Genomic DNA, 26,640 nt, shown 5'->3' on the forward strand with positions numbered 1-26,640 from the left:
TGACGTGGTGCCCTTGTGGCTCACGGGCAACAGACGTCAGGGAGGGGAACGAGTCTCATGATCAAGCGAATGGCAGCCGTGGCGGCACTGGTCCCGGTCGCGCTGGGCGTTACATCCGGTGCCGCTTCGGCGCACCCCGCGCCGAGGGCGACCGCGGCGGTGGTCACTCTGACCTACGACGCCAGTGGAGCAGGACAGTGGGCGGACGCGATCACGCAGGGCGTGAACAACTGGAACGCGGCGGACCACAACGTCCACCTGCAACCGGCAACCTCGCGCGGCTCGGCCAACTTCGTCTACGTGGCGACCAGCGGCTGGCCCCAGACGACACTCGGTCCGATTGTCCCGGGCGGCAGCAGAGGCCAGGTGCAACTGGGCCAGGAGGCGGTCGATGAGGGCTACGACATGACCCGGATCGCGGCGCACGAAACCGGGCACATCCTCGGGCTGCCGGACGACTACAGCGGACCGTGCTCGGAGCTGATGTCCGGCCACGGCCCCGGTACGTCGTGCACCAATGCCAAACCGAACGCGGCAGAGGCGGCACAGGTCGACCGGAACTACGCGAGCGGCGCGGCGAAGGTGAGCCCGAAGCGGCACCAGATCGTGATCGACGCCTGGCACGAACCGGTCCTCGCCGGCGCGCACTGACGGGCAGCCGGAACGCAGGCAGGACGGCCGCACAGGGCCCCCTGGGCACACGCGCAGAAGGCCCCCGCCACCATGGCGAATTCCAGGGGCCTTCTGCGTACTGCCCGGTGAGGGCAACCGCGTGCGGAGGACGCGAGATCCGAACTCGCCGTGGAAACCCGACTCCTGTGGCCGGTGCCGCAACGACTCGTCACCGCCGCGGGAGCCCGGCCGCCGACCCGCTCGTCACACCTCCGCACTCACCGCACCCACTGCATCTGACGCATCTGACGCATCTGACGCAGCGGGCCGGCTGTGCGCCACGGCCGCTGCGTCGGTCAGCCGGTCCTGTCGGTCAGCCGATCTTGTCCGTCAGGCCGGCGGACAGGTAGATCGCCTGGTGCTCGTCCTTCTCGCTTCGCCACGGCTCGATGAGTTCCAGGAGCGTGCTGGTCTTCGGGTCGATGATCACCTTGGTGACGCCGACACCCCCCTGGAAGGCCAGCTCCGTCCCGCTGCGCCCGGCGCTGTCCTTGACGGTGCCGACGACGCTCACGCCCTTCAGCTGGGCGAGTGCCTTGAACAGCCCGCTGCGCAGTGCGGGGCTGGCGGGGGCGTTGGCGAGCATGGTGCTCGCCTGCACGAAGCCGAGCGTGCCCGGGTCCTCAGTCCCGTCCGCGGAGGCCTTCGTCGTGTGCTCGATCTCCCGGAGCAGCGGCGTCGGGTTCGTGGTGAGGTGGTCCAGGGCGTTCCAGTCGAGGACCTTCGAGCCGAGCCTCCAGCCTGGGTCCTGCCCCTTGCGCACGGTCTTGCCGGCGACGACGTAGCTGACTTCCATGGACCGCGTGGTGTACACGTCGATGGTCTTGAAGTGGGTCTTCCAGTACTTCCCCGAGCCGGTCGACCGAGTGGCGGCGACCTCGGCGACGTTGTTCAGGAAGCCCGCAGCGGACTGCGCCTGCGCCCCGTGCTGCGTACCCGAAGGCGCCCCGCCCATGTTCGCGGACGTCACCACGACGCCGGCCGCGACCGCGGCGGCAGCAAGGACGGCGATGACGCGGCGGCGCTTCCGGAACGGCGTCACCACGGAGTCCTTCCGCGCGTCCTGGAGCGGAGCCCGGCCCGCGTCCTCCCGCACGGCTCCTTCGACCGCCGCCAGCGCCCGGGCCAGCGCCGGAGCCGACGGCGGCTCGACCCTGCCCGCCGCTTGCAGCGCCTCGGCGCCCGGGAAGTCCAGCAGTGCCTGTCGCTCCGTCATGCCCGTCTCCTCCATGTCGTACGTACTCATGCCAGGTCTCCCGTCACGGCCAGATTCCGTCCCGCGGGACGGGCCTGCGTGATCCGCTCGCGCAATCTGCCCCGTGCCCGGTGCAGCCGCGAACGGGCCGTTCCGGCGGGGATGCCCACGGCGGCGGCCGCCTCGGCCGGCGTCAACTGCTCCCAGCTGACGAGGAGCATCACCTCCCGCTCCGCCGCAGGCAGTTCGGCCAGTGCGCTGCGCAGTGCGGGCGCCAGCGTCGCAGCGTCCAGCCGCTGATCCACGGCCTGCCACGGGTCGGTGACCTCTGTCTGCGACAGGACCTCCGCCCGCGCCGCCCGCCGCACATGGCCCGCGAGGACGTTGCGGGCCACCCCGAACAGCCAGCCGCGTGCGGATCCGCGCGAAGGGTCGAACGTTCGCCGCGCGGCAAACGCCTGCAGCCATGCCTCGGCGAGCAGATCGTCCGCCGCGCCCGGCATCCGCCGCGCGAAGTAGCCGTGCAGGGCCGCCGAGTGCTTCTCGACCAGCGGCGTGAACGCCGCCGGATCGTCGGCGGCCATGGACAGTTGGGCATCACTGCGGCGGTCGCCGTGTTCGTCGCGTTCCGATTCCACGGAATCTCCGTCTCCGACCGCCGGGTGACGGTCTCACCCTCTACTTGTCTCGCGGCCCTCGTTGCGTTCGCGCTCCGCGTGGATGGTGCCAACATCGGTCCCGGCTGTTGCAGGCCGAGAGGAGATCGATCGCGCTGCGGTGTCCGGGATGCCGGACGGTCCGCACAACGGCAACCACGGAACGACGAAGGCCCCGACCGCGGGAATTCGCCAATCGGTCGGGGCCTCGCCCATCACTTCGCGGTGGCCCGCTCGATCCATGCGCGGTGGGCCGTCAGGTCGGTGTAGATGCCGGGACCGGTGGCACACTCCGGGTCGGCGTCGCCGTCGCGGCTGGTTGCCCCGATCAGTTCCCACCGCCCGGGACGGCCCTTGATCTGCGGCCCGCCGGAGTCGAGGATGCACGCCTGCGCGTTCTTGGTGGGGCTGTCGGTGCACAGCTCGTTGGCCGGGTTGTAGTTCTCGCTGCACCGGTCGTCGGGGACGAGCGTGGTGTCCAGTTCCTGCAGACGGATCGGGGGGTTCGGGCAGTCGTGGCCGTCCTCGCAGGTCATTCCCCAGCCGAGGATCCGAGTGCTGGTGCCCACCGGCCCGGATTTCGCGGCCAGTTTGATGGGCTTGGCGTCCACGGGGTGGTCCAGCTTCATGACGGCCACGTCGTTGCGGAACGGCTCGTAGGAGAAGTCCGGGTGTGCGATGACCTTGATGACCTTCGCTTTGGCACCCTTCGTCCGATCGTGGTCGCCGACCCGCACGGAAAGCTGCTGGGGCTTGACGTTCACCGTGCAGTGCCCGGCGGTGACGATCCAGTCCGGTTTGATCAGGGAGGCTCCGCAGTAGTGGTGGCCGTCCTTCTGGATGCTCACCATGAACGGGTACGGCGCGGTGGAATCGTGTCCCCCGATGATCGCTGAAGCCGACGGTGCCGCTGCCATGGTGAGCGTGATCGCCCCCGCCACTGCACACAGTGCCGCCCTGCCGCGCTTGGTCATCTGTCCTCCTGCGTCTTGTCGAAGTCGGCATGAAGTCAGTTGAAGTCCCCTTGGGGCCCGCCCGAACTTCTGGATCCGAACCTTCACGTCGGACCCGGCCGGATCCGACGGGGTCCAGCCTGTCCCGGTCGGCACCCTCGGCGCGTCACCCTTCCCGGCCGGGCGGACCTGCCCGAAAGTCTTACGGCACGCCCGCTGGATCGTGCTGCGGGACGACCGACGGGATGCGGGTACGCGTGATGCGGGCAGGCAGATCACTGCGTGCGGGCAGCACCGGCGACGGCGGATACCGTGTGCAGGCGAAGTTGCCCGTACGCGGACGAGGTGGTGGCGTGAGTGACCGTCAAGGTAGTCCTCCTCGACGACGAAAAGCTGGTGCGCAAGGGCATCCGGATGATCCTCCACGCCGAGCCGGACATCGAGGTGGTCGCCGAGGGCGATGACGGCTCGGTGGCAGTGGACCTGGTTGCCAGGCACCGCCCGGACGTGGTGCTCACCGACATTCAGATGCCCCGCGTCGGCGGCCTGGAGGTCGCCCGGCAGCTCACCGCGCTGCCCGATCCTCCAGTGGTCGCGGTGCTCACCACCTTCGACGTCGACGAATACGTCTACGCCGCACTCCGGCACGGCGCGGCGGGGTTCCTGCTCAAAGACACCTCGCCGCGCGAACTGGCCGAAGCGGTACGGGTCCTCGCGCGCGGCGAGGCGATGCTCTCACCGCGCATCACCACCAAGCTGCTGTCCGTCTTCGCCACGAGTGCGGCCGCCCCGCGGGCGCGGTCGCGGATGGCGGAGCTGACCGCACGCGAGCGCGAGGTCGCCGTGGCAGTCGCCCAGGGCCACAGCAACTCCCGGATCGCCACCGACTTGTCCGTGAGCCAGTCCACGGTCAAGGTCCATCTCAGCCGGATCATGACCAAGCTCGACGCAGCCAACCGCACCCAGGTCGCGCTCATCACCCACGACGCCGGACCGATCTGAACGCCTGACTTGCCGGTGACATCACCGAGTGCTGCCGCTCGTCGGACACGGCGTGCGGCGTATCGGCGAGGCGGGTGCCCGGCGGAACGCCACGATCTCCGGCAGACTCAAACTCCGGTTGTGGATGCCCCGGTTGTGGATGCTCCGGACACCGAGGTGGGCAGCGCGGCATCGATCCGGAAGCCGCCGTCACCGGTGGGCCCGGACCCCATGGTGCCTCCGGCCAGGCGGACCCGCTCCATCAGACCGATCAGCCCGTGTCCCCCGCTGGGCAGCAGAGGCTCACCGTCGGCAGCCGGCTCGGGGCGCTTTCCTGGCGGGCCGTTGACGATCTGTACCCGTACGGTTCGCGGGCCGAAGGCGAGGCGAATCTGCGTCGTGGCGCCCGGGGCGTGCTTGTGCACGTTGGTCAGAGCCTCCTGCACGACCCGGTGTGCGGCACGCTCGACGGGCTCTCCCAGCGGCTGCGGCGCGCCCTCGACGAGCACGGTGACGGGCAGCCCGGCGGTCCGGGAGCCCTCGGCCAGCTCGGCGATCCTGTCGACGGCCGCCCCGGGGACAGGCCGCCGCTCGGCCGATGCGGCAGGATCGTGTGGGGCGGCCCCTGGCCCACCCTCCGCGGCGTCGCTTCCCGTGGTTGCCGGTGGCTCCCCCGCCCCGGTGGCCGGGCCGTTTCTGAGCAGCCCGAGCATCTCGCGGAGTTCGGTGAGCGCGCGCCGGCCGGCCGTCTGAATGATCTGCGCGGTCTCGCCCGTAACCTCCGGGTCGTGGGCGACGGCGCTGAGCGCGTTGGCGTGTACGACGATCAGACTCACCTGGTGGGAGACCACGTCGTGCATCTCTCCGGCGATGCGCCGGCGCTCCTGCTCCCGCGCGGCCTCGGCGACGAGCCGCTGTTCCCGCTCGGCGCGCTCCGCCCGTTCGACGAGACCGGCGACGACGGCTCGCCGTTGGCCCACGTAGAGCCCCAGCAGCAGCGGCACCAGGCAGGAGAAGACAAAGTTCACCGCGAACCAGGTCACCACAGTCCGGTAGCTGGACCACGCTGCCGCATTCCAGGGCGCGAGGGCCACCAGCCCGATACCGGCCGATGCCCAGACGATCCGGCGGCTGTGCGGGCCGCGATAGGCACCCTCCGCGTAGTAGGCGAGCGGCGTCGCGAAAGCCGAGACCTGGAGGATCTTGGCGAGCATCCCGATGGCGAGTACCAGTTCGGGCGCCCGGCGCCGTGCGAGCAGCGGCAGTGCGCTCACCGCGGCGATCAGCAGATTCGCCCAGGGAGCGGCCGGTCCCATGGAGGGGTTCTGGGCGCTGATCCATACTGCGAGCAACAACGCGGCGGCCGTCAGCAACAGATCCATGGCACGCGCGGGCAGGAGGGGCGAGCGGGGTACGGGCCGCGCCACGGGGCTCTGCGCCGCGCTTCCGTCGCCGGCGGGCAGGAGCGCCCAGCTGCGCAGCGTGTTCCCGAGCTGACGAGTGCGACTGGTGGTTCTCACCCGGCGAGGATAGGGGGTGCCGGATCATGGCAAGTGACCCGAACTGCAACCCCGTAACGATATCGGCCCCGTGCTGCCGCCTCCTCCGCCTCCGCCGCCTCCTCCGGCCTCGCGTGCTCCGTGCCGACGCTCTCCCGGTCCTCCGGCGCCATCCCCACGGGAGCACCGCGTCCCTCTCCGCAGTCGTCGCCATGCCGCCCCACGGGCCGCGCCGAAAGATGGGCGTGCCGGCCATCTTGCCGAACACCTGGCCCCTCGACACGCTGTGTGCATGACATGCCTGGGTGTCCGCCCCTGCCGGGACGGGCCGACGTACCTCGGCACCGCGCCCCGGTGATGTCCCGTCAGAGGCGGTGTGGACGCGACGAAAGCGCGCCTATCCCCTCCCATCTCCCACGGAGGTCGGACGCATGCGCTTGAGCCGGGAAAGACGGCGGGGCAGCGGGTGGAAGAGAACGCTCGGGTTGCTCCCTGTCGTCGCCGTCATGGTGGCGACCACCCTCGTCGGTTCGTCGAACGCCGAGGCGACGGTGCCCTCGCCGCCGTCGGGATTCACCCTCACCTGGAGCGATGACTTCAACGGTGCCTCCGGCACCGGCATCGACCAGAGCCTGTGGAAGTACGACACCGGTGCGGGCAGCACGTTCGGCACCGGTGAGATCGAGACCATGACCAGCAGTACGTCCAACGTCCACTACGACGGCCAGGGCCATCTGGTGCTCCAGGCCCTGCACTCCGGTTCCGACCCGGCGAGCGGCTGGACGTCCGGACGCGTGGAGACCCAGTCGGCGGCCTTCGGCGCTCCGGCCGGCGGCGTCGTACGCATCGAGTCCGTCCTCCAGCAGCCCAACGTCACCACCGCCAACGGCGCGGGCTACTGGCCGGCGTTCTGGATGCTCGGCTCGACGCTGCGGTCCGGCGTGACCTGGCCGAAGTCCGGTGAGGTCGACATCATGGAGGACATCAACGGCCGCAGCTCCGATTTCAGCACCATTCACTGCGGCGTGAACCCGGGCGGCCCGTGCAACGAGTCGACCGGCATCGGCTCAGGCGAGCGTGCTTGTGCGGGCTGCCAGACCGGCTTCCACGACTACGCGGTGGAGATCGACCGCTCGGTTTCGCCGGAGCAGGTCCGGTTCTACCTCGACGGGACCAATTTCTTCACCGTCAAGGCCAACCAGGTCGATGCGGCCACCTGGGCCGACGCGATCGACCACCCCTTCTTCATCATCTACGACCTGGCTATCGGTGGCGGCTTCCCGGCCGCGTACGGCGGCGGTCCGAACGCGGCCACGGTCTCCGGCGGCAAGCTGGTGGTCGACTCGGTGGCCGTGTACAACAAGGCGGCCGGAGGCGGTTCGGGGACCGGCCGGACGATCATCGGTCCGGGCGGCAAGTGCGTGGACGTGGCGGGCGACGACACCGGCGTCGACGGCACAGCCGTCCAGCTCTGGGACTGCCAGACGGCGGCGAAGGACCAGCACTGGACCTGGAGCGGCCAGACCCTGCGGACCCTCGGCAGGTGCCTGGACATCGCCGGCGGCGTCAACGCGAACGGCACCAAGCTCCAACTGGCCAACTGCAACGGCGGCGGCTACCAGAACTGGGTCGCCAACGCCGACGGTTCGCTCTCCAACCCGCTCACAGGCCGCTGCATCGACTCCCCGTCCGGCGCCACCGCCAACGGCACCCGACTCCAGATCTACGACTGCAACGGCTCGACCGCCCAGAAGTTCGCCCTGGCCTGAGCCCCAGCCTCTCTCCCGGTACGCCGAAGGGCCCCACCGCGAACGGTGGGGCCCTTCGAGATCGTGCCCGCTGAGGGCAAGTGCGGAGGATACGAGATTCGAACTCGTGAGGGGTTGCCCCCAACACGCTTTCCAAATGTTCGCCCGGGGGTTCGGGGGTGTACGGGGGCGCCCTGACCTGCGGCGCGGCCAGCGGCTACATGACTGCCGAACCGTGGTGTACGCCTGCGAATGAGACCAGAACTGGGGCCGTGCGGGCGTTCATTTTCCGGTCACCGGGCCGCACCACTGCATGGCCCGGCCGGTGACGGAGGCGATGCATTCGAAGTCGTGGTCGCGGTGCAGGAGCGTCAGGTACGTGAGCGGCGGGGCGTACGGGTCGGGGCGTACGGGGCGGAAAGTCATCCCCGTGGCATTGGCCGAGAGCGTCGCGTACACCACTCCCGTGCCCAGCGCCACCGCCGGCAGCGTCTCCTCGCGCAGTATCGCCCGCAGCTGTCGGCCGGTCGTGCCGATCCAGCGCAGCAGCAGGAACTCGTTGCGGCGGTCGGCTGTCGCCCTCACTGGCTCCTCAGGCTGTCTGGCCTGCGGCGAAGGCCCGGACCAGGTTGTGCAGGAAGTAACGGCCGGGGACCGGCTCCTGGAGGAGGTTGGCGTCGGCGAGGCTCTCCATGTAGGTCTCGGCCTCGCGGGGTGTGACGCCGGCGAGGGTCGCTGCGGTCTGAACGTCGATGTCGGGTACCTGGCGCAGCCCGAGGACGCGCAGCATGCGCCGCTGCGGGACGGACAGGCGCAGATAGGAGAGCTGGAGGGACGGGGCGACTCCGTAGGCGTCGATGGAATGGCCCGAGGAGAGGCGCTCCGCCAGCTGGTTCAGGCTCCGGCCCGGGTGGCCCCGCAGCCAGGCACCGGCGAGTTTGACAGCCAGAGGCAGGTGTCCGCAGTGATGGACGACCGATTCGACCAGCTGGACGGGCTCGGCTTCGATGCGGTGCGGACCGACGACGGCAGTCAGCAGTTGGGCGGCCTCGGCCTGGTCCAGTACGTCCAGGGTCAGCAGCCGCGCCTGGTCCAGGCGGGCCAGTCGTCGGCGGCTGGTGACGATGACCCGGCAGCCGGGCGCGGTCGGCAGCAGCGGCTGGACCTGCGCCTCGTCCGCCGCGTCATCCAGTACCAGCAGCATCCGCCGGTCCCGCGTCAGACTGCGGAAGAGCGCCGCGCGTGCGCCCTCGTGCGGCGGTATCTCAGAGCCCGGCACACTCAGTGAACGCAGTACGAGTTCCAACGCGGTGGCCGGTTCGACAGGGCGCTTGGGCTGCGCGAAACCCCGGAGGTCGACGAAGAGCTGGCCGTCCGGAAAGCGGGGGGCCAGCTGATGGGCGAGGTGCACCGCGAAGGCGGTCTTGCCTATGCCCGCCAGACCGTCCACCACGCAGACCGTCGTCCGGGACACCCGCTGCGACAGCAGGTCGCGCAGTTGGCTCAGCTCCTCCTGACGCCCGATGAAGTCTCCTGTATCCGGGGGCAGTTCGTCGGGGACAGCGACACGAGCCTTCGCCGCGAGTGTTGTCGAGGTGGAGCGGAGGGGCAGGTTCAGCGTCGGGTCGTTGGTGAGGATCTGCTGGTGCAGAAGCCTGAGTTCCGAACCGACGGCGATTCCGAGCTCACCCCGCAGCCGTTCGCTGACCTGCCGGAACGCGTCGAGTGCTTCGGCCTGGCGGCCCTGCCGGTAGAGCGCCAGCATCAGCTGTGCCCAGAAGTGCTCCCGCCACGGGCACGTGCGCACCTCGTCGCGGAGTTCGACGACGACCTCGCGATGCGCCCCGCGTTCCAGATCGAGGTCGATGCGCTGCTCCAGCGCGCAGTAGCGGCGTTCGGTGAGCCCCGGGACGAAATCGCGGTGCAGGACGTCCGAGGGCACATTCGACAGTGCGGGCCCGCGCCACAGGCCCAGCGCCTCGCGCAGCAGTGCGCTTTCCCTTCGGTGGTCCCGGTCGGCAGCCATGCGCTGGGCCATTGTCAGCGTGCTGCGGAAACGCAGCAGGTCCAGCTGGGAGTCGTCCGCGGTCATGAGATAGCCGCCCGGAAGGGTACGGATCGGCTCCAGCCGCTCGTCGGAGGATGGGCTCAGTATCCGGCGCAATCTCATGACATAGGAGCGCAGCGTCGTATGGGCGCCTTCGGGTGGATTTTCACCCCATAGATATGCGGCCAATTCATCCATGGAAACCGTTTGATTGGCACGCAGCAGCATCGACGCCAGTAAGATTCTTAACTTCGCCGCCGGTACGGGCACTTCTCGCTCCCCGCGCAGCACACGCAATGGCCCAAGTAATTGGAAGCTTAGGTTGCTTTGCGTCACCATCTCGCGTCCCATCTACGGGCCCCTGTGCCGCTGTGCGGCGCGGAGCGGGCATTTTATTGGCGCATAGGAGGCCGGCAAATTCATGCTGCCAGGCGCCGGCGCCACCGTCCAGCCACTGAGACGCCACAGTTGCCTGAGATTCTTTAGACGGACGAGGTCCGCGTTCGATGCAAGTTGTTTCTCGGTCATTCTGTAACGGCAACGGCCGAGTGGCCGAGAATTGCCGCAAGTGCCCTCAGGAACCTCACGCAGGAAAACGAAGGAGTGGGCGTGTACGACTCATCCATGCTGGTCAAGGAGATCTCCGACTGGTTGTCAAGGCCCGCCGACGAGGTGGATCGACAATTCACAGGATCGGAACGTGACAGGATAAGGACGGCAGTTGCCGAGCTGAACGAAAATGCCTTGTCCGGAGATCCGGAGAGCTTTTATCACCAACAGCTCCTGTTGTCCCGTATCTACCACCTGATCACGCGTATCCCGGATGCGGAGACAGCAGAGGGCTCGCTCGCGGTCCATGAGGTGACCCGGCTGCTGGAGCAGGCGACGCTGCTCGGCGAGGACCGGCAGCTGGACGCCGCGCTCCTGGAGGGACTGCCCTCCGACCCCGGTGAGTTCCTTTCCTGGCTCAAGGGACAGGCCAGGCAGCACCGCGTTTTCAAGCACCCGTACTACACGGACTTCATCCGCAACCACGCCACCGCGGCGGACGTGCGCACGTACATGATCCAGGAGTCCGTGGTCGACGGTCGGTTCGACGACCTGCTGGCTCTGATGCAGGTGGGCACCAGCGGTGCCGCGAAGATGGAGATCGCGTCCAACTTCTGGGACGAGATGGGGAATGGAAAGCCCGAAGAGGTCCACACCACTCTCTTCAACCAGATATTCGACGTGTTCGAGGTGTCCGAGACGGAGCTGGAGGAGACGCTGACCGCCACCGCACTCCTGAGCGGAAATCTCGCAGTGCTCCTCAGCCGGTACCGGCACCGGTATCCGGAGGCCGTCGGTTTCCTGGGCATGACGGAATGGCTGGTGCCGGACCGCTTCGTGCAGGTGGTGAGCGCGTGGGAACGACTCGGCCTGCCGGACGTGGGAATCGTCTACCACCGTCTGCACATCACCATCGACTCCCAGCACGCCGCGGGCTGGTTCCACAACATCGTGAAACCGGCCGCGCCGTCGGAGTACATGCGACTGGGAATCGCCCGCGGGGCGTTGTGGCGGCTCAACTCCTCGGCGCGCTATCTGGACGAACGGCTGGCCGAGGTGCCCGGACGGGTGGCCGGTGAGAAGGCGGAGGACCGCGTCGCCGCGGAGACCACCGCGCTCGTCACCGGATGACGTGGCGCGGAGCCCCGTCCGACGGACCCGGGCCTGCACCCGGACCCGTACCCGGCCGGAAGCACCTCGTGGAACAAGCCTCACGGAATGAAAGGCGAGTCATATGCCACTGACCGACCAGCGTTTCTCGATCATCGACATCCCGGCGGTCCAGCCGAATGTGCTGGCCAGCTATGACAACTGCCCGGTAGACGAGTACATGGGCAACGGCACCCGGTACAAACGGTTCTCGCAGTACCGCATGAGCTTCACGGAGAGTGCCGGTTGGGGTTTTGAACTCCTGCCGCACCGGGACTACACCACGTTCAAGAAGTTCAATAACGTCGCCGGTGGTATCCGCCGGGGATATCTGCCGATCGAGGTGGATTTCACGCCGCTCATCCGGGCCGGGGCCGAGGGGTTCCCCCTTGACACCAAGGACGAATGGCAGATCAACGTCCATCAGAACCGCACCCGGGCCACCGGTGAGAAGCCCGGCCCGCTGACGCCGGAGGGCGTGCACCACGACGGGCACGAATTCGTCATGATCGCCGTCCTGCGGCGCAACAACGTCGGGGGCGGTCTGACCCGGCTGTGGGAGCCCGGCGCGGAGGAGCCGTTCTGGGCCGGCACCCTGGATGCCGGTCAGGCTGTGCTGCTCGACGACCGGGCGCTCGCACACGACGTCACGGACGTGCTCTCCGCCGACGGCGGTCCCGGGCACCGCGACATCCTCATCGTCGCCTTCTCCCGCTGGAGCGAGAAGTGGTACGGCGACCAGCACGACGAGGCGGCCCTGGACGACGTGCCGGAGCCGTCGGGGATGTAGGGGCGCGGTTCTGGGTCCGGACCGCCGGGGGCCGCACACCGTACGAGCATCTCTCGTCGGTGTACGACCCCCGAGCGGTCGGGCGACCGGTCGGGCACCGTCACGACTCCCGGAAGCAGGTGGCACATGTACGACTTCGTGAAGTACCAGGCACTGGGCAACGACTACTTGGTCATCGATCCGCAGCGGATCGACCTGCTGGGGCTGCCGTCCACCGCGCAGGCCGCCCGCCTGCTGTGCGACCGGCACTTCGGCATCGGTGCTGACGGGGTCCTGCTGGGACCGGTCGGCGCGGTGAGAGACGGCGAGCCGGTCGTCCTGCGCGCCTTCAACTCCGACGGCAGCGTCTGTGGCAGGAGCGCCAACGGACTGCGGATATTCGCCCTCCACCTTTACCAGTACCACCAGGGAGCGCGGGACGTCGTCATCCGTACGCTCGCGGGCGACACCGCGGTGCGGATCGAGGACCTCGACGAGGGCATCGCCCGGGTGGAGATGGGCCGCCCCACCTTCGAGGCGGCGGACATTCCGGCGCAGGACCTGCCCGGCCCCGTCGTGGCCCGGCCGCTGGACGTGGCAGGGCGACAGCTCCAGGTGACCTGTCTGAACAACGGCAACCCGCACACCGTCGTCCCGCTCCCCGAGGTGTCCGCCGCGCTGGCACATGAGGTGGGGCCGCTGATCGCGGGCCATCCGGCCTTCCCCGAGCGGACCAACGTGCAGTTCATGCGCGTGCTCGACCGCGAGACGGTGGAGATCGAGATCTGGGAGCGCGGCGCGGGCTACGCCCTGGCCTCCGGCAGCAGCGCCTGCGCCGCGGCCAGCGCCGCTCATGCCCTGGGCCTGGTGGACCACGCGGTACGGGTGCGGATGCCCGGCGGTGCCTTCGAGACGGCCATCGACGCGCAGGGCGCGGTCACCCTGTCCGGCGCTTCGGAGCAGGTCGCGGCCGGATTCCTGGCACCGCGACTCCGCGCCCGTCTCGGACTGCCCGCCGCACTGGACACGGCCGCACCGGACACGCCGGTAACAGGCCCGCCCGCACCGGAAACGGACACCAGCAGGCCGACCGCCGGTGCCCCGGCCGGGCAGGGGACTGCCGCATGACGCCCCTCGACGCCGGCATCGCCGCGAAGCCGTTCTACTCCATCGCCCGTTGGACGTTCGTCGACTCCGCCGGGCGCTACGACATCGACCTCGGCAACAGCTACGTACCGAGCCGCAGACTGTCCGACCTGAGCGTCCCCGCGGACCTTGAGCTCGGCTACGGGACCGACCGGGGCACCACGGAACTGCGCGACCGGATCGCCGGACTGTACGGCGGCCGGCCGGAGTCGGTCACCGTCGCGCACGGCGCGCAGGAGGCGCTGTTCCTGTTGTTCGACGTGCTGCTGCGGCCCGGCGACCAGGTGATCGCGTTCAACCCCGGATGGCAGCCGCTGCTGGACCTGCCGCCCCGGCTCGGCGCGAGCGTGACGGTCCTGCCGTACGGACCGGATCTGTCCGCGGACGCCGCCGCCGTGACCGCGGCGGCCGGTGAGAACCTGCGGCTGATCGCGCTGAACTCGCCCTGCAACCCCACAGGCCGCCGGGTCGAGGAGGAGGAACTTCGGGCGCTGGTGGCGCTGGTGGCTGAGCGGGACGCCTATCTGCTGGTCGACGAGGAGTACGCGATCGATCTGTCGCGCTCCCCGGCCGTGGGCCAGGACCGGGTGATCTCGGTCTCCGGTCTGTCCAAGACCTACGGCCTGCCGGGTCTGCGCACAGGCTGGGTGTACGGCGCGCCGCAGGTGGCGGAAGCCTGCGCGGAGCGCAAGTTCCTCACCTCGATCGCCAACTCCGTGCTGTGCGAGGCCCTGGCCTGCTCGGCGCTGGACCGGCACGAGGACTACGCGCGGGAGTACCACCGGCTGTGCGCCCCGGGCCTGCGGCTCGTCGAGGAGTGGGCGGCCCGCCACCCGGATGCCGTCCGGCTGGCGCCGCCACAGGGCACGCCCTTCGCCTGGATACAACTGCGTACCGGCGAGACCTCCTTGGCGCTGTGCCGCCGGGCGCTGGAGGCCGGTCTGTTGCTGACCCCCGGGGAGACCATGGGCTCAGACGAAGGCTTCCGGCTCGGCTTCGCCCGCGAGATCGACACGGTGACCGAGGGCCTGCGGCGGCTGGACACCGTACTGCTGCCGGACGGGCCGTCCGGCGGTTGAGGGCGTACCGGCCTCCCTCAGGATCGCGCCGGTTGGCCGGTCTCCTCTTCCTTCTCCTCCTCGGGTGGCCGGGGTACGGCTTCGGCCTCGTCTGCGGTCCCGGCTCCGGCCCCGGCCACCGGACGTGACGGCGCGGTGCGGGTCAGCAGTACGCCACTGACGATCAGCACCGCGCCCACCACGGTGTTCCAGCCCAGCGACTCGTTCAGGAAGAACACCCCGACGATCGCCGCCCACAGCGGGGTCAGATACGCAACCGTGGAGGCGACCGTCGAGCCGACGGCGCGGATCACCGACAGGTTCCACATGTACGCGAGCCCGGTGCCCACGGCGCCGAGCACCACCATGCCGGCCATCGGCCCCGTCCCGGCCCAGTGTGGTGTGCCGCTCAACATCGGTGCGCACAAAGCGAGTTCGAGGGCCGCCCAGCTGACCTGGATGGCGGTCAGGGTGATCGCGGGGATGTCTCCGCCGGACAGGAACCGGCGGGTGTAGGTGTAGCCCAGCCCGTACGAGGCGGTGGCGACCAGGCAGATCACACTCCCCTTCATCAGCGAGGACTGCCCGCCCGACCACACGCCGAGCACCACCAGGGCGCCGACCAGGCCGGTGGCGATGCCGAGCAGCCGCCGCAGGGTCGGTTTCTCGTCCGGCAGCATGACCACTACCCAGACCAGGGTGAACAGGGGAATGGTGGAGTTCCACACCCCGGCCGTGACGGAGGTGATGTACTTCTCGCCCCAGGCGAACAGGGTGAAGGGGAAGGCATTGAGCACCGTCCCCACCACCAGGGCGTGCCCCCACACTCGCAGGTCACGCGGCACCCCCAGCCGCCGCACCAGTACCAGGCCCCACAGCACCAGTGCTCCGAAGAAGCACCGCCAGAAGGCGACCCAACCCGGTTCGATGCCGGCTTCGACACCGATCTTGATGAGCGCGAACCCAGACCCCCAGATCATCGAGCAGATGACGAACTGAGGTACCCACGACTTGGCCGGTACAGCGGATAAGGCGTCTACGGAGCTTGCCACTTCGGGTCCTTTCGATTTTCCGTGCGTTTCTTGTCGCGCGTTTCTTGTCGTGCGTTTCACGGGGGCGGACCTGTGCCCCTCGATTACGTCTCCGTGCTGCGCCCGACCGCCGCCGAGGCGAAGGCGCGCACCAGGGGATGGGGCCGGGAGGTGTCGTCGGCCAGTTCGGGCTGGAACAGGGTGGACAGGAAGAACGGGTGCCCCGGCAGTTCGGCGATGCGGGGGTGGCCGTCGTCGTCGTGGCCGGTGAAGCGCAACCCGTGGTCGCGCAGGGTGCCGGCGTACCGGGGGTCCAGAGCGTGCGTGCACTGGTAGCGCTCCACGGTCGTACGCGCGCCGAGCGCTTCCTCGGCCAGTGAGCCGGGCTCGATGCGGACAGTCCCCTCATGGCCCGCGAGGTCGCGCGACAGCGGCACGATCAGCGGAAGCGGGCTGCCGGGGGAGTTCTCGGCGTGTGCGGCACCGTCCAGCGCGCAGACGTGGCGGGCGAATTCCAGGAGGACGTGCAGGAAGCCGCCGCAGGTCGCCAGCAAGGGGATGTCCCGCTCGCGCGCCGTGCGCACAGCGCTCACCGCTCCGGCCTCGCTCAGGTACGGGCTGCCCGGCACCAGCCAGATGCCGTCGAACCCGGCCAGGTCCCGGGGGCCGTCGAGCTGCGCGGTCGACACCCAGTAGGCGTCCACCAACAGCCGTTCGCGGCGCCATAGCGTCTCCAGCATCGGCGCATAGCGGGTGTGCGCGGGCACGCCCGCCGACCGCTCGCCGACGAGCGCGATCCGGGCGGGCCGGGTGCGCGAAAGGTCCGGGTCGGCCTGGGGGTGTGGTGCGACGGTGGTGGGCACGCCGGAATCATCCAGTAGCCATGGCAAAAGGACAAACGATAGCTTCTGATTCCTCGATAAGTGATGCTGATCCGGTGGACCCACGCCTGCTCAAGACCTTCTCGGCCGTCATCACGCACGGCTCCTTCTCCGACGCCGCCAGGGAGCTGGGCTACACCCAGTCCGCGGTGTCCCAGCAGATCGCCTCACTGGAAGGGGAGTTGGGCGTCGAGTTGGTCCGTCGACGGCCGGTCGGCCCGACGGAGGCCGGTACCCGGCTGATGGACCACGTGGCCTCGATCCTCCTGCGTATCGACGCCGCACGCGCGGAAGTCCAGAGGGTGAAGGGCGGAACCACCGGGCGGCTGACCGTCGGCATCTGTCCACTGGCGGCCACGGCACACGCACTGCGCATCATCGGTGAGGTGGCCCGGCGGGCCGGCGTGCACGAGCTGACGGTACGTACGCTGCCGCGCCAGGCCGTCGCCGAGGGCGTCGCCACCGGCGAACTGGACCTCGGCCTGGTCGACGGCTTCGCCCTGTCCGATGACCCCCTGCGCCCGCCCCGGGTGGCCGGGCTGCACGGCGTACCGGTCTGCCGGGAGCCGGTGGTGGTGGCCCTGCCGCCCCACCACCCCCTGGCACACCGCACGGGTCTGCGGCTGGCGGACCTGATCGACGCCCGGTGGATCGACGCACCGGGCGTGAGCGCCCCCCTGGCGGACCTGTCCGCCGTGGTCGGAGACAGTCCCCATCTGCGGGTGGCCCTGCGGTACGACGGCCACGACGTGCGTACGTACACCGAGCTGCTTGCCGGAGGACAGGGCCTGGGCCTCCTCCCACGCTTCGCGCTCGCCGGGCGGCAGGACCTGGTCGGCATCCCACTGACACAGCCGGAGCTGTCCCACCGCGTCGAGGCCCTGCGCGTCACGGGCGGCCCACCGGTGGTGGACGACCTGGTCGCATCGCTCACCGAGCCCGTCGAGCCCGTCGAGCCCGTCGGCACCGAGATCCAGCCGCGAAGCTGAAGGAGGACAGGAAAAGAAGCTGAAGGGGGACAGGAAAAGACGAAGGCCCGAACCGTTTGCACGGTCCGGGCCTTCTGCCTGCGGAGGATACGAGATCCGAACTCGTGAGGGGTTGCCCCCCAACACGCTTTCCAGAGGACCGACGCCATGTCATGAGCAAGCTCGATGAAGGGGAGGTCATCAAGAAGGTTCGCGAGCTGGAGAAGCAGGGAGACGCGGGAAAGGTCCGGAAGCCGGGACGGGTGTGGACCGTCAAGACATGGCTTCAGCACTGGGTGGAGGAGATCGCCGAACCGTCGGTGCGGGAGAACACCTGTGCCGGGTACGAGGTTGCCGTCAGAGTCCACCTGACTCCCGGTCCCGGCGCTCACCGCCTCGACAAGCTGGAGCCGGAACACCTGGAGCGCTTCTCCACGAAGATGCTGGCCAACGGCAGTAAGCCCGCCACCGCCCACCAGGCTCACCGCACCATCCGAACGGCGCTCAACCACGCCATGCGTCGCGGCCACGTCCCCCGGAACGTCGCCACGCTCGCTGTTCCGCCCCGGATCGAAGACGAAGAGGTCGAGCCGTACGACATCGAAGGGGTGCAGCGACTCCTCTCCGAAGCGGCCAAGATCCGGAACAGCGCACGCTGGTCCATCGCGCTCGCCCTCGGCCTCCGTCAGGGCGAAGCGTTGGGGCTGCGCTGGTCGGACGTGGACCTCCCGGCAGGCATCCTGCGGGTCCGCAAGAACCGTCTGCGGCCCAAGTACCTGCACGGCTGCGGTGGAGAGTGCGGGAGCAAGCCCGGCTACTGCAAGCAGCGAGTCAGGAAGAACGAGGACACGGCCAACGCGAAGTCCCGTGCCGGCCGCCGGGCCATCGGTGTACCGGACGGACTGGTTCGTCTCCTGGAGCTGCATCGTAAGGAGCAGGACCAGGAACGATGTCGGGCCGCTCAGGAGTGGCGAGAGACGGGGTTCGTCTTCCCCTCACCCGTCGGCGCCCCCTTGGTGCCGAGTACCGACTACGACGCGTGGAAGCAGTTGCTCATCGACGCCAAGGTGCGCGACGGGCGCTTGCACGATGCCCGGCACACGGCGGCCACGGTGTTGCTCATCCTGGGAGTGCCTGAGCGGGTTGTGATGCAGATCACGGGCTGGTCGTCCACGGCGATGGCCGCCCGGTACCAGCACGTGACCGGCGGCATCCTGCAAGACGTGGCCAAGCAAGTCGGTGGACTCATCTGGGAGGTCGCGAAGAGCGACGAGGGAACATCGAAGGAAGCCCCCGAACAGCCTCGTTGAGACTGTGGTTGAGACTGCACAAGCAGAAGGCCCGAACCGTGTGAACGGTCCGGGCCTTCTAGCTGCGGAGGATACGAGATTCGAACTCGTGAGGGGTTGCCCCCAACACGCTTTCCAAATGTTCGTATGGGGGTCCGGCGGGGTTCGTAGGCGTTCTGACCGGCAGCGGAGTATCCGAGGCGAACCCGTCCGGACGGGTCCGGACGTGGGTGAATGCAACCCCAACTGCAACCCTTCGCCTGCCAGAAGTCACCCCTTATGACACTGGTGTGTTCACCGGCTTCCACTCGGATTCCGTCCGGCCACTCGGTTCGAGCCCGAAGCGGCGGACGCGATCCGCTTCGTCCTCATTGCCCAGCCCTTCCAGGACCTCCGCCAACTCGGCGATACAGAAGGATTCGCCCGCCAGCGCTCCACGTCGGTAGCAGTCGTCGGCCTCCTCCGCCCGTCCTGCCTGGGTGGCGAGGAAACCTGCGAGTTGGTGGGCGGTCGGTACCCCACGGCTCGCCGCTTCCCTAGCGCTTTGCAGCGCCTCTTCGAGTCGACCGTTCTCCGTACGAATGAAGGCCGATCGCCACAGGGCGCCGGCGTTCCCAGATTCGGCGAGTTCGGCCAGCCAGTCGATCGTTGCCTCGTACCCGTCCACAGCGAGCGAGAGGTCGCACGCTAGAAGGAACGCTGGCATGTTCAGCCGCGGAAGATTTTCGCGGCACCAGCGCAGCGCTTCTTCGGTCCGTCCGCCGTTCAGCAGGATCCGCACCAAGGAAGCCGACGCCACGATCGATCCGGCGGCCACGTGAGCCTCCAACCACTCGATAGTCCTTTCCATGCCCTCGCATTCGACCGCCAGGTCAGCCGCGGCGTCGAAAACCATGCGGCCACCTTCGGCTACGACCTCCCGGTAGCAGGCGAGCGCTTCGACCGGCCGGTCCGTTTCGATCAGGGCCTCGGCCTTCGCACGCGACACCCTGACGCCTCGCCGTTCCAACTCCTGAAGCCAGTCGAGGGCTTCCTCCGCATCGCTTTCCGTTGCCACGAGACGGGCACATCGAAGCACCGAAACTGCGTCGCCCGCCTCCGCTGCCCGCCTATACCAGTCGATCGCCTCACCCTGACGGCCGTTCTCTTCGGCATTCTGCGCGACCGAAAAAAGTGCGACGGCGTTTCTTTGATCGATGAACTGCTGGAGCCAGCCCATCGCCTCACCCTGGCCACGGTTCGCGAGAGCGTCTTCGGCGGCGTACTCCAGGGCTAGGTCGTCGCCTGCTTCGGCACGGGCTCTCAGCCAGTCCATGACCTCGCGTTCTCTGCCGAGTGCGCCGGAGAGCGAGATCAGGGAGGCGTGCGTCCCGTGATCACCTGCTTCGATCGCGCAGCGGTACCAGTGCAGCGCCTGATCGTGCCAGCCGGCCCTCTCCATCAGCTCGCCGGCCAAATCCAAGGTCTCCCCGCTCCCGCTCTTCAACGCGCGGAGGTGGAGCCGGAAGGAATGCCGGAAAAGACCCCGGTTTCGAGCTTCCCAGGCGAGGCCACTGTAATCACCTGGGTTCGAGAATTCGGCGACTGCCTCCCACAATGAGTTCGGAGCACCGATGGTCGATCTGCTGACCCGCCCGAACTGATCTAAGAAATCCGCCAGCCGATAGCGCGGTTCCACCTCGGCCGGGGCGCTGGGTCGCGGGCGCATCTTCACGAGTGGGCTTGTGGCACCCCGGCACCGCCTCCCGAGGAACGCCAGCGTGTCATCGAACCATCCGTCCGGCAGATCGTCCCATTCGTCGTCGGCCATGTAATCAGCGGTGGCCCTCTCTAGCAGCGCGGGCGGGAGTTCCTTCCGGCATCCGAGTCGACGGGCGTCCATCGCTGCGTGTAGGACCGCTCTGGCAGCCGCCGGAGCGGTGGCATAGCGTTCCATCAGGGCGAAGGCGGCGGAGAGATACTGCGTGATGCGACCGTCATGGGCGCATTCGACCGCCTCAGCGAACCTCGTGTCGGTACGTGCGTGCTCCCGCGCCTCGCTCAGCGCCGACGCGTCGAACTCCGAGGGGACGCGAATGCTGCGGCCAGTGAGGAGGACCCTGGCTTCCCTGTGTCGGTCGGGTTCCCCCGGGTCGGGCCGGGTGGTGAATTTCTCCCACTCCGTGGGCCACAGCGTGCCCAGGACCAGGACGGGCCGGCGGGCCGCATCGTTCAGAAGGTCCCGCAAACCAGCGGCTACGGCAGCCCCCTGTTCGCTGCCCGGGGCTGACAGGAAAGCAGCGAGATCGTCGAGCCACAGCACTGTCCGCGGACCCACGGAAGCCATGCCCCTGAGAAGTGCTTCACCCGGGCCGGGGGCGATCGGCTGCCAGAGTCGCCAGTCTGCGGGCAGGGTCTGCACTGCCTCCCAGCAGGCGCGGGTCTTCCCCGACGACGATTCACCGACGAGGACGACGAGCTCGCTGTTGCCGTTGATGGCGCTACTCATGGCCTTCGCCAGTAGGCAGTCGTGGCCGCGTCCGACGTAGACGGGAAGCATTGCGGGACGGCCGTCGGTGGCCGCGCCTTCGGTCTGGATCACCCGGTGGACATCCAGTGCGTACGGATCGGTGAACATGCCGATCGCCGCGCCGGGACGGTCCGGAGCGAGGTCGGTCTCGTGCCTGCAGAAAGCCTCCGCAGTGGCCCTCCCGAAGAAACGGACTACCAGGTCAGGAAAGCCCCTTAGAATGTTCGATAGTTGCCCCTGGTCCCACAGTTCGATCTTCAGGTTGTGGTGGGATTTGCGAAGTTCCGCCAATGTCTCGACGACCTTCACGTCCGAGGCGTCCGCAGTCGTGATCACGACCAGGCGCTGGGCCGCGAAGGGGCGTGTACCTTCCATATAGCGCTTTACCGCGTCCCTCAGATCGGCTGCGGTAAAGCGCTCGTAGCGCTTGGCCTGATACACCGAAGTCGGCCCCGAATCAAGGAACGCGACGACGTCGATACCCTGCTGTGGCTGCCCACGGCGTCCGAACAGCCGGGCTTCGCGGGCTTGGTCGACCTTCAAGGTGAGAGCAGCCACCAGGTGCTCGACGGCTTCCCACGTGAGGTCGCCGGTGTTAAGCAGGAGTGGGGCCGTGTATGTCAGTGGCGGTGCGTGGGGGAACTCAGAGCACACCAACGGATGATCCGGCCCGAGGACCTCTCCGTGCGGCTCACTTCCGGTAGCGACTTCGCTCACGGCGCCCTCCCCGCCGGTGATTGTAGACGCACGAGCTACGGCCGCTGTCCTCGGTGAGTTGGTCGTCCAAGTGGCATCGCGCTCTCCTCTCCTTGTGCGGTTCTCTGCACGGCCTAGATGGCTAGCTGCTCCGCAGTATGGTCCCTCGCGATCAAGGATCGAACCATGGGATTTGCAACCCTCAACGTCGAAGGCCCCCGCAGCGAGCTGCGGGGGCCTTCGACATATTGCCCGGTGAGAGCAATGGCGGAGGATACGAGATTCGAACTCGTGAGGGGTTGCCCCCAACACGCTTTCTAACTGTTCGTCCGGGGGTTCAGGCAGATCCGTCAGTGTCCTGACCAGCAGCGTAATCCTCAGGTGGAAGCAGGCTGATCGTACCGGCACAGTGTGAATGCAACGCATACTGCAACCCGCGGGTGGGCTCACCGACGCGTGTTTCGCCCTCAGCTTTCCAAAGCTCTATACCCCTCTTACCAGCATGAATAGATCGGGATGCGGCTACTGATGGTTCTCCGGCCGGGAGGCAGGCCGGTTCTTCCGGGCCTGCCTCCCAAAGTGCCTCCGTGTCGGCCGTGTAGCTCGGCAAGGTCGCTGTGCCGCCTCGGGACCTACTCGAGGTCGGAGAACAGCTCGGCCTCGTAGATCCGTTGGGCCGTCGGACGGACCGGTCGGCGAAGAGCGGCGCGGTGTGCAGCTGAGGGCGGCTGCGGCGCGGGCGGGCGGGGCCTACGCCGACGCCTGGGGGGCACCGTGGCCTTGGGCCGTCGGTACCGTGCCGGTCGGCTTGCGTCACGCCGAAGGTTCTTACGTTGTACGGGTTTCATGAATCCCTCCCTGTTCAAGTGACCTGTTTCCCACCATCCGAATTCGTACCTTCGGTCTCTGTGGCGTGGTGTGCCCCCTTCGCCATGGCGGGGCATCCGTATGCCCTTCTCCGATGATCCGCTGGAGCGGTCGGGGTGGGATGTTCGAAGCGTTGCAGATCAGCATAGGAAGTTCAAAACTGCTTTCGTTAGGCGAACGTTAATGGGTGCCCCGCTCGCCATGCCATGCTTCTCCAGTGCCTGCCGGTAAAGCCAACGCGGTGCGAGGCCGCATGCGACTAGAGGTGATGATCATGGAATTTCGCATCCTGGGCCCAGTGCTTGCTGTGGCAAATGAACAGTCGGCCCCGATGAAGCCGACGAAGACCCTCGAACTTCTCGCTGTTCTGCTAATGGCGCCTGGGTATCGTGCCTCGCACGCCACTATCGCCAACTTCTTATGGCCGGGCGAGGAGTCGAACGCGAATCGAATTCGCCAATATTCTCATCAGTTACGGATGGAAATCCCGGGCATCGTCCAGCCGAACGATCGGGGATTCTGCCGGATCCAGGTGGACCCACAGAGTGTCGACTACGTGCGCTTCCAAACCTTCCAGCGCCTCGCGAACGTCGCCGATGATCCCCGGCGCCGGCTCAGCGCGCTCCGGTCCGCACTCGGCGAGTGGCGGGGAACGGCTCTGGAGGGCATGGCTGGCGCGGGCTTCTCTCGGAAGAGAATCGAACTCACCACCGAATTACGGAACGTGACAATTGCCTGTGCACTGACCGAGCTCAAGTGCGGGGAAGCGCACGCCGCGTTGCAGCGGGCTGACTCGGCGATGGCCCATTGGCCGGACGACGAGATGTTGCTGGAAGCGCAGATGCGTGCCCTGCGCGCTCTCGGCAGGTCGGAACGAATCGAGCCGTTGCTTGCTCGCTGGGGGCGTCAGTTCGCTCGGCCCACCATGCACCTGTTGCTGGCAGGAGAGACGGACACTTCTGCTCCTACCGCTGACAGTGCCGAACCTGTCCGAGTCCGCCAGATCCCCAGGCAGCTGCCCTCCCCACCCATCGGTTTGGTCGGCAGACAAGCTCAGCTCGACCGGATAGCGGAGACCCTTGCCGGCCGGACACCTGGCAGGAGCCGAGTCGCGGCGCTCACAGGCATGCCTGGTGTAGGAAAAACCTTCATCGCCATGGAGGCGGCCGCCCTGGCCGAACGGAGCTTCTCGGACGGAATTCTCTACGTCGACCTCGGTGGCTTTTCGTCAGGTGAACCGGAACGGCACGGCGCTGTCCTGGCCAGGTTCCTGAACGATCTCGGAGTACGTCCAGCGACTCCGACGATGGACGGCATGGTCTCCGCTTACCGAACTGCTCTCGCAGATCGCTCGCTGCTGCTGGTCCTGGACAACGCGCGCGACGAGGACCATGTCCGCCCGTTGCTTCCTGGCCCGGGGGCAAGCGCGGCGATCGTTACGAGCCGTCGTCAGTTGCACGGGCTGGCGATTCGTGAGGGTGCCGAGCTTGTCGACCTCGCTCCGCTGAACTCGCACGATGCCGTTGAGCTGCTGCGAATCCGGTTGGGCGAGGATCGGATGGGTGCGGCCGTCCCCTTCGTTGACGACTTGGTTGAACACTGTGGAGGCTTGCCCTTGGCGCTGGGGATCATGGCCGCGCGGATCAAAGAACGCCCGTCCCAGGCGCTGGCAGGCATGGTTCGCCAACTGCGGCAGGAGAGAACCCGGCTGCGTTCTCTCGACCTGGGCTCGGAGAGCCTGAGCGTCCGCCTGCAGCTGGAAACTTCCTACAAGTTGCTGCCGATACCGGCGGCGAACCTCCTCTGGCAGTTGACGGTCCATCCGGGGCCGACGATCAGCTGGGTGGCACTGCGCGCACTCGAAACTCACGGTATCGACAGCGTCAGCGACGCAGTCGACGAGCTGATGCGGATGAGCCTGGTGACTGAGCCGGTATTCGAGCGCTACTCCCTGCATGATCTCGTCCGCGTTTACACCGCTGAACTGTCGGACCGGCAGGACGAAGACGAGCGAGAGCGGGTCGTGGAGCGGGTGCTCCGCTTCCTGTTGCACAACGCCTGGGCGTGCGACCGGAGGCTGGATCCGGCCCGGCGACTGCCTATCGGCGAAGCCCCCGATGTCGAGGTGGTTACACCGACCCATGCGGCGGACGCGATGTCCTGGTTCGAGGCCGAGTACTCAACCCTCACGGCTGCCGTCGGTCTGGCGGAGAAGCGTGGGCTCGACCACTACACGTGGCTGCTCCCGATGGTCCTGGTGACTTTCCAATGGAGATCCGGGCGCCACCTGGACGCGCTCAAGTACCTGAACAGTGCGCTTGAGGCCGCGGGTCGGGAGGCCGGTCCGGCCGACGTGGCCATGGTGCACCGGATGCTTGCCGGCACCTACCGGAGCCTCGCGGACCTTCCGCGTGCCACGGGTGAACTACGACGCGCAGTGCGAGTGAGCGAGGACGACGGGGATGTCCTAGGCGCTGCCCTCGGGAGGCACATCCTGGGCGTTCTACTCCGTGAGAGCGGAGCCCCGGGTGAAGCGTTGGAGCATTTCATCGCTGCTCTGTCCGCCTTCGAGCAACTTGGTGACCTCCTCGGCCAAGGAGCCGCGCTGAACGGCATCGGAAGTGCCCGCTACGACCTCGGTCATTACGACGCGGCTCTGGAGTACTGCCGGCGTTCGCTGACGCTGTTGGAAGGAACGGACGATCTCAACGGCCTGGCGCATCTGCTGTTCAGCATGGGCCGAGTTCGGCTCGTATTGAGAGATCACGAGGCCGCCATTGCCGACTTCGAGCGCGCTCGTAATCTGTACCGCTCCTTGACCTACGGCAGTAGAGAGGCCCGGACGCTGGTCTGGATTGCGGCCGCCCTCCGCGGAGCCGGTCGGCCTCTGGAAGCCGAGGAGGCGATTCAGCAAGCCCAGGCACTATTACGAGAACTGGGTGAGAGCGACCTGGACGCGGCTGTCGAGCGTATGAGGTGCCTCCCGTGACGGCCGTTCGACAGGGTGCTGGCTCCGTCCCGGTTACGGCAACGATAAGCCAAGCCGGTAAGGGGTGGTCGGGTCCGGCCGGGTGGCCTTCGGGGAGGCGGGGCAGCGGGGGGTGGGCAGCATTGGCCGCAGGTAGTTCCGCAGCGCAGCCAGATCCGGGCGTTCACCCGGGTCGATGGAGACCATGGCGAGCGCGAGGCTCTGAAGCGTATTGGACATATGGGCACGAAACCCGTTCGGGAAGGCTGGGGTGGTGGCATCTGGTGGGCCTTCCAGGCCGCTGTAAGGCAACTCGGCGCCGACCATGGCGAACAGCATGGTGCCGAGGGAGAAGACATCGACCTGCGGAGTCAGTAGTGCTTTATTGTCGTACTGCTCCGGAGGCGCATAACCCGGAGTGCCGCGAGGATCTGAGTTGATTTCCCCGATCGGCCCGGAAATGCCTACGTCTAGCAGTCTGACCTTCCCATTTGGCTGCATCATGGCATTCTTCGCGGAGACATCCCGATGTACGTAGCCCTCCTTATGTACGCCGTGCAGAATATCGCAGAGCTGCGCGACAACTGATACCGCCGCAGCCGCTGGAACTGGATGGTGGTCGCTGATCCAGGACGCAATCGTATCGCCTTGGACCAGTTCCATCACAATGTACCGGCCCCGGTGCCGCCCATAATAACCGTCTCCCAGTACCTCAGGAATTCCTGGTACATGCCGCATGAATGTGAGCCGTTCAAGCTCGTCTTCCAAAGCGAAGGCGGCAGAGGCATAGGTCTTCGTTGATTCGAAGGTGCGGGGGAATTGAGCTTTGACCGCCACTTCGCAACGGTCCAACTCGTCCCGGGCGACGAAGAGCTCACCCTCGCCGCCGTGGCCGAGCTTCCGCAGCACCCGGTAACGCCCATCGAGAAAAGTCCCGGGAAGCACTTCATTCGCTCCGTAGTCAAAAGAGGATCACCCAGCAGGTTCGACAACCTGTTCCGGGGCCTAG

19 protein-coding genes and 1 pseudogene are annotated in these 26,640 nt (G+C 67.8%); 10 read left to right on the plus strand and 10 right to left on the minus strand.

Annotation, left to right across the window (positions count from 1 at the left end; all coding sequences use genetic code 11):
* Positions 1-57 precede the first annotated feature (57 nt).
* On the plus strand, positions 58-651 hold the full coding sequence (locus OG385_RS16170; RefSeq protein WP_266855362.1) for a snapalysin family zinc-dependent metalloprotease: 594 nt from the start codon (positions 58-60) through the stop codon (positions 649-651).
* Between the two features lie 334 nt (positions 652-985).
* Here the strand turns inward: OG385_RS16170 and OG385_RS16175 are convergent, their stop codons facing one another.
* The 3 genes from OG385_RS16175 to OG385_RS16185 all read right to left on the minus strand — a co-directional run bounded on the left by OG385_RS16175 (position 986) and on the right by OG385_RS16185 (position 3,497).
* The gene (locus tag OG385_RS16175; protein WP_266855363.1) at positions 986-1,918 is read right to left on the minus strand and encodes a hypothetical protein; all 933 of its coding nucleotides are present in this window, start codon (positions 1,916-1,918) and stop codon (positions 986-988) included.
* Positions 1,915-2,505 (minus strand): RNA polymerase sigma factor, encoded by a 591-nt coding sequence (locus OG385_RS16180; protein WP_266855364.1) that lies wholly within the window; start codon positions 2,503-2,505, stop codon positions 1,915-1,917. The genes OG385_RS16175 and OG385_RS16180 overlap by 4 nt, the downstream gene beginning before the upstream one ends.
* A gap of 233 nt (positions 2,506-2,738) precedes the next feature.
* Positions 2,739-3,497 (minus strand): trypsin-like serine protease, encoded by a 759-nt coding sequence (locus OG385_RS16185; protein WP_266855365.1) that lies wholly within the window; start codon positions 3,495-3,497, stop codon positions 2,739-2,741.
* A 336-nt stretch (positions 3,498-3,833) separates the two neighbouring features.
* Here OG385_RS16185 and OG385_RS16190 point away from each other — a divergent pair, with 336 nt between their 5' ends.
* A complete protein-coding gene (locus tag OG385_RS16190; protein ID WP_266855366.1) occupies positions 3,834-4,478 on the plus strand; it encodes a response regulator transcription factor in 645 nt (214 codons plus the stop codon).
* A gap of 107 nt (positions 4,479-4,585) precedes the next feature.
* Here the strand turns inward: OG385_RS16190 and OG385_RS16195 are convergent, their stop codons facing one another.
* A complete protein-coding gene (locus OG385_RS16195) occupies positions 4,586-5,977 on the minus strand; it encodes a sensor histidine kinase (RefSeq protein WP_266855367.1) in 1,392 nt (463 codons plus the stop codon).
* A gap of 485 nt (positions 5,978-6,462) precedes the next feature.
* On the opposite strand from OG385_RS16195, the gene OG385_RS16200 reads away from it, so the two are divergent.
* Positions 6,463-7,725, plus strand: coding sequence for a ricin-type beta-trefoil lectin domain protein (locus tag OG385_RS16200; protein WP_266855368.1), 1,263 nt, complete (start codon positions 6,463-6,465; stop codon positions 7,723-7,725).
* A gap of 261 nt (positions 7,726-7,986) precedes the next feature.
* On the opposite strand, the pseudogene OG385_RS16205 reads toward OG385_RS16200, so the two are convergent.
* Together OG385_RS16205 and OG385_RS16210 are read right to left on the minus strand one after the other, a co-directional pair.
* Positions 7,987-8,079: pseudogene (locus OG385_RS16205) on the minus strand (VapC toxin family PIN domain ribonuclease); the annotation flags it as partial.
* A gap of 217 nt (positions 8,080-8,296) precedes the next feature.
* Complete coding sequence (locus tag OG385_RS16210) at positions 8,297-10,102, minus strand: BTAD domain-containing putative transcriptional regulator (RefSeq protein ID WP_323183771.1); 1,806 nt, start codon at positions 10,100-10,102, stop codon at positions 8,297-8,299.
* Positions 10,103-10,537: 435 nt separating this feature from the next.
* Between OG385_RS16210 and OG385_RS16215 the strand changes: the two genes are divergently transcribed.
* The 4 genes from OG385_RS16215 to OG385_RS16230 all read left to right on the plus strand — a co-directional run bounded on the left by OG385_RS16215 (position 10,538) and on the right by OG385_RS16230 (position 14,443).
* Entirely contained in the window at positions 10,538-11,431 is an 894-nt protein-coding gene (locus tag OG385_RS16215; RefSeq protein ID WP_266855369.1) for an iron-containing redox enzyme family protein, read from the plus strand.
* Positions 11,432-11,534: 103 nt separating this feature from the next.
* A complete protein-coding gene (locus tag OG385_RS16220) occupies positions 11,535-12,239 on the plus strand; it encodes a 2OG-Fe dioxygenase family protein (protein WP_266855370.1) in 705 nt (234 codons plus the stop codon).
* A 126-nt stretch (positions 12,240-12,365) separates the two neighbouring features.
* The gene (gene dapF / locus OG385_RS16225; RefSeq protein ID WP_266855371.1) at positions 12,366-13,346 is read left to right on the plus strand and encodes a diaminopimelate epimerase; all 981 of its coding nucleotides are present in this window, start codon (positions 12,366-12,368) and stop codon (positions 13,344-13,346) included.
* Positions 13,343-14,443, plus strand: coding sequence for a pyridoxal phosphate-dependent aminotransferase (locus tag OG385_RS16230; protein ID WP_266855372.1), 1,101 nt, complete (start codon positions 13,343-13,345; stop codon positions 14,441-14,443). The genes dapF and OG385_RS16230 overlap by 4 nt, the downstream gene beginning before the upstream one ends.
* A 17-nt stretch (positions 14,444-14,460) precedes the next feature.
* On the opposite strand, the gene OG385_RS16235 is transcribed toward OG385_RS16230, so the two are convergent.
* Positions 14,461-15,474 carry a DMT family transporter gene (locus OG385_RS16235; RefSeq protein ID WP_266855373.1) on the minus strand — a complete coding sequence of 338 codons (1,014 nt, stop codon included), beginning with the start codon at positions 15,472-15,474 and terminating at the stop codon, positions 14,461-14,463.
* A gap of 83 nt (positions 15,475-15,557) precedes the next feature.
* Positions 15,558-16,316 (minus strand): hypothetical protein, encoded by a 759-nt coding sequence (locus OG385_RS16240; RefSeq protein ID WP_266855374.1) that lies wholly within the window; start codon positions 16,314-16,316, stop codon positions 15,558-15,560.
* A gap of 74 nt (positions 16,317-16,390) precedes the next feature.
* Here OG385_RS16240 and OG385_RS16245 point away from each other — a divergent pair, with 74 nt between their 5' ends.
* Both OG385_RS16245 and OG385_RS16250 read left to right on the plus strand, forming a co-directional pair.
* Positions 16,391-17,323, plus strand: coding sequence for a LysR family transcriptional regulator (locus OG385_RS16245; RefSeq protein WP_266855375.1), 933 nt, complete (start codon positions 16,391-16,393; stop codon positions 17,321-17,323).
* 152 nt (positions 17,324-17,475) lie between these two features.
* Complete coding sequence (locus OG385_RS16250) at positions 17,476-18,612, plus strand: site-specific integrase (protein ID WP_266855376.1); 1,137 nt, start codon at positions 17,476-17,478, stop codon at positions 18,610-18,612.
* 256 nt (positions 18,613-18,868) lie between these two features.
* Here the strand turns inward: OG385_RS16250 and OG385_RS16255 are convergent, their stop codons facing one another.
* The gene (locus tag OG385_RS16255) at positions 18,869-21,817 is read right to left on the minus strand and encodes a lipopolysaccharide assembly protein LapB (RefSeq protein ID WP_266855377.1); all 2,949 of its coding nucleotides are present in this window, start codon (positions 21,815-21,817) and stop codon (positions 18,869-18,871) included.
* A gap of 1,120 nt (positions 21,818-22,937) precedes the next feature.
* Between OG385_RS16255 and OG385_RS16260 the strand changes: the two genes are divergently transcribed.
* Positions 22,938-25,652 carry a tetratricopeptide repeat protein gene (locus OG385_RS16260; RefSeq protein WP_266855378.1) on the plus strand — a complete coding sequence of 905 codons (2,715 nt, stop codon included), beginning with the start codon at positions 22,938-22,940 and terminating at the stop codon, positions 25,650-25,652.
* A gap of 33 nt (positions 25,653-25,685) precedes the next feature.
* On the opposite strand, the gene OG385_RS16265 is transcribed toward OG385_RS16260, so the two are convergent.
* Complete coding sequence (locus tag OG385_RS16265; RefSeq protein ID WP_266855379.1) at positions 25,686-26,576, minus strand: serine/threonine-protein kinase; 891 nt, start codon at positions 26,574-26,576, stop codon at positions 25,686-25,688.
* Positions 26,577-26,640: the final 64 nt, after the last annotated feature.

Source organism: Streptomyces sp. NBC_01306 (assembly GCF_026340465.1).
Classification (GTDB): domain Bacteria; phylum Actinomycetota; class Actinomycetes; order Streptomycetales; family Streptomycetaceae; genus Streptomyces.

What these genes read in the sequence shown, in the direction of transcription:
- OG385_RS16170 (WP_266855362.1), top strand. Translation starts at nt 58, where the DNA reads ATGATCAAGCGAATGGCAGCCGTGGCGGCACTGGTCCCGGTCGCGCTG.
- OG385_RS16175 (WP_266855363.1), bottom strand. Translation starts at nt 1,918, where the DNA reads ATGAGTACGTACGACATGGAGGAGACGGGCATGACGGAGCGACAGGCA.
- OG385_RS16185 (WP_266855365.1), bottom strand. Translation starts at nt 3,497, where the DNA reads ATGACCAAGCGCGGCAGGGCGGCACTGTGTGCAGTGGCGGGGGCGATC.
- OG385_RS16200 (WP_266855368.1), top strand. Translation starts at nt 6,463, where the DNA reads ATGGTGGCGACCACCCTCGTCGGTTCGTCGAACGCCGAGGCGACGGTG.
- OG385_RS16210 (WP_323183771.1), bottom strand. Translation starts at nt 10,102, where the DNA reads ATGGGACGCGAGATGGTGACGCAAAGCAACCTAAGCTTCCAATTACTT.
- OG385_RS16220 (WP_266855370.1), top strand. Translation starts at nt 11,535, where the DNA reads ATGCCACTGACCGACCAGCGTTTCTCGATCATCGACATCCCGGCGGTC.
- dapF (WP_266855371.1), top strand. Translation starts at nt 12,366, where the DNA reads ATGTACGACTTCGTGAAGTACCAGGCACTGGGCAACGACTACTTGGTC.
- OG385_RS16230 (WP_266855372.1), top strand. Translation starts at nt 13,343, where the DNA reads ATGACGCCCCTCGACGCCGGCATCGCCGCGAAGCCGTTCTACTCCATC.
- OG385_RS16250 (WP_266855376.1), top strand. Translation starts at nt 17,476, where the DNA reads ATGAGCAAGCTCGATGAAGGGGAGGTCATCAAGAAGGTTCGCGAGCTG.
- OG385_RS16260 (WP_266855378.1), top strand. Translation starts at nt 22,938, where the DNA reads ATGGAATTTCGCATCCTGGGCCCAGTGCTTGCTGTGGCAAATGAACAG.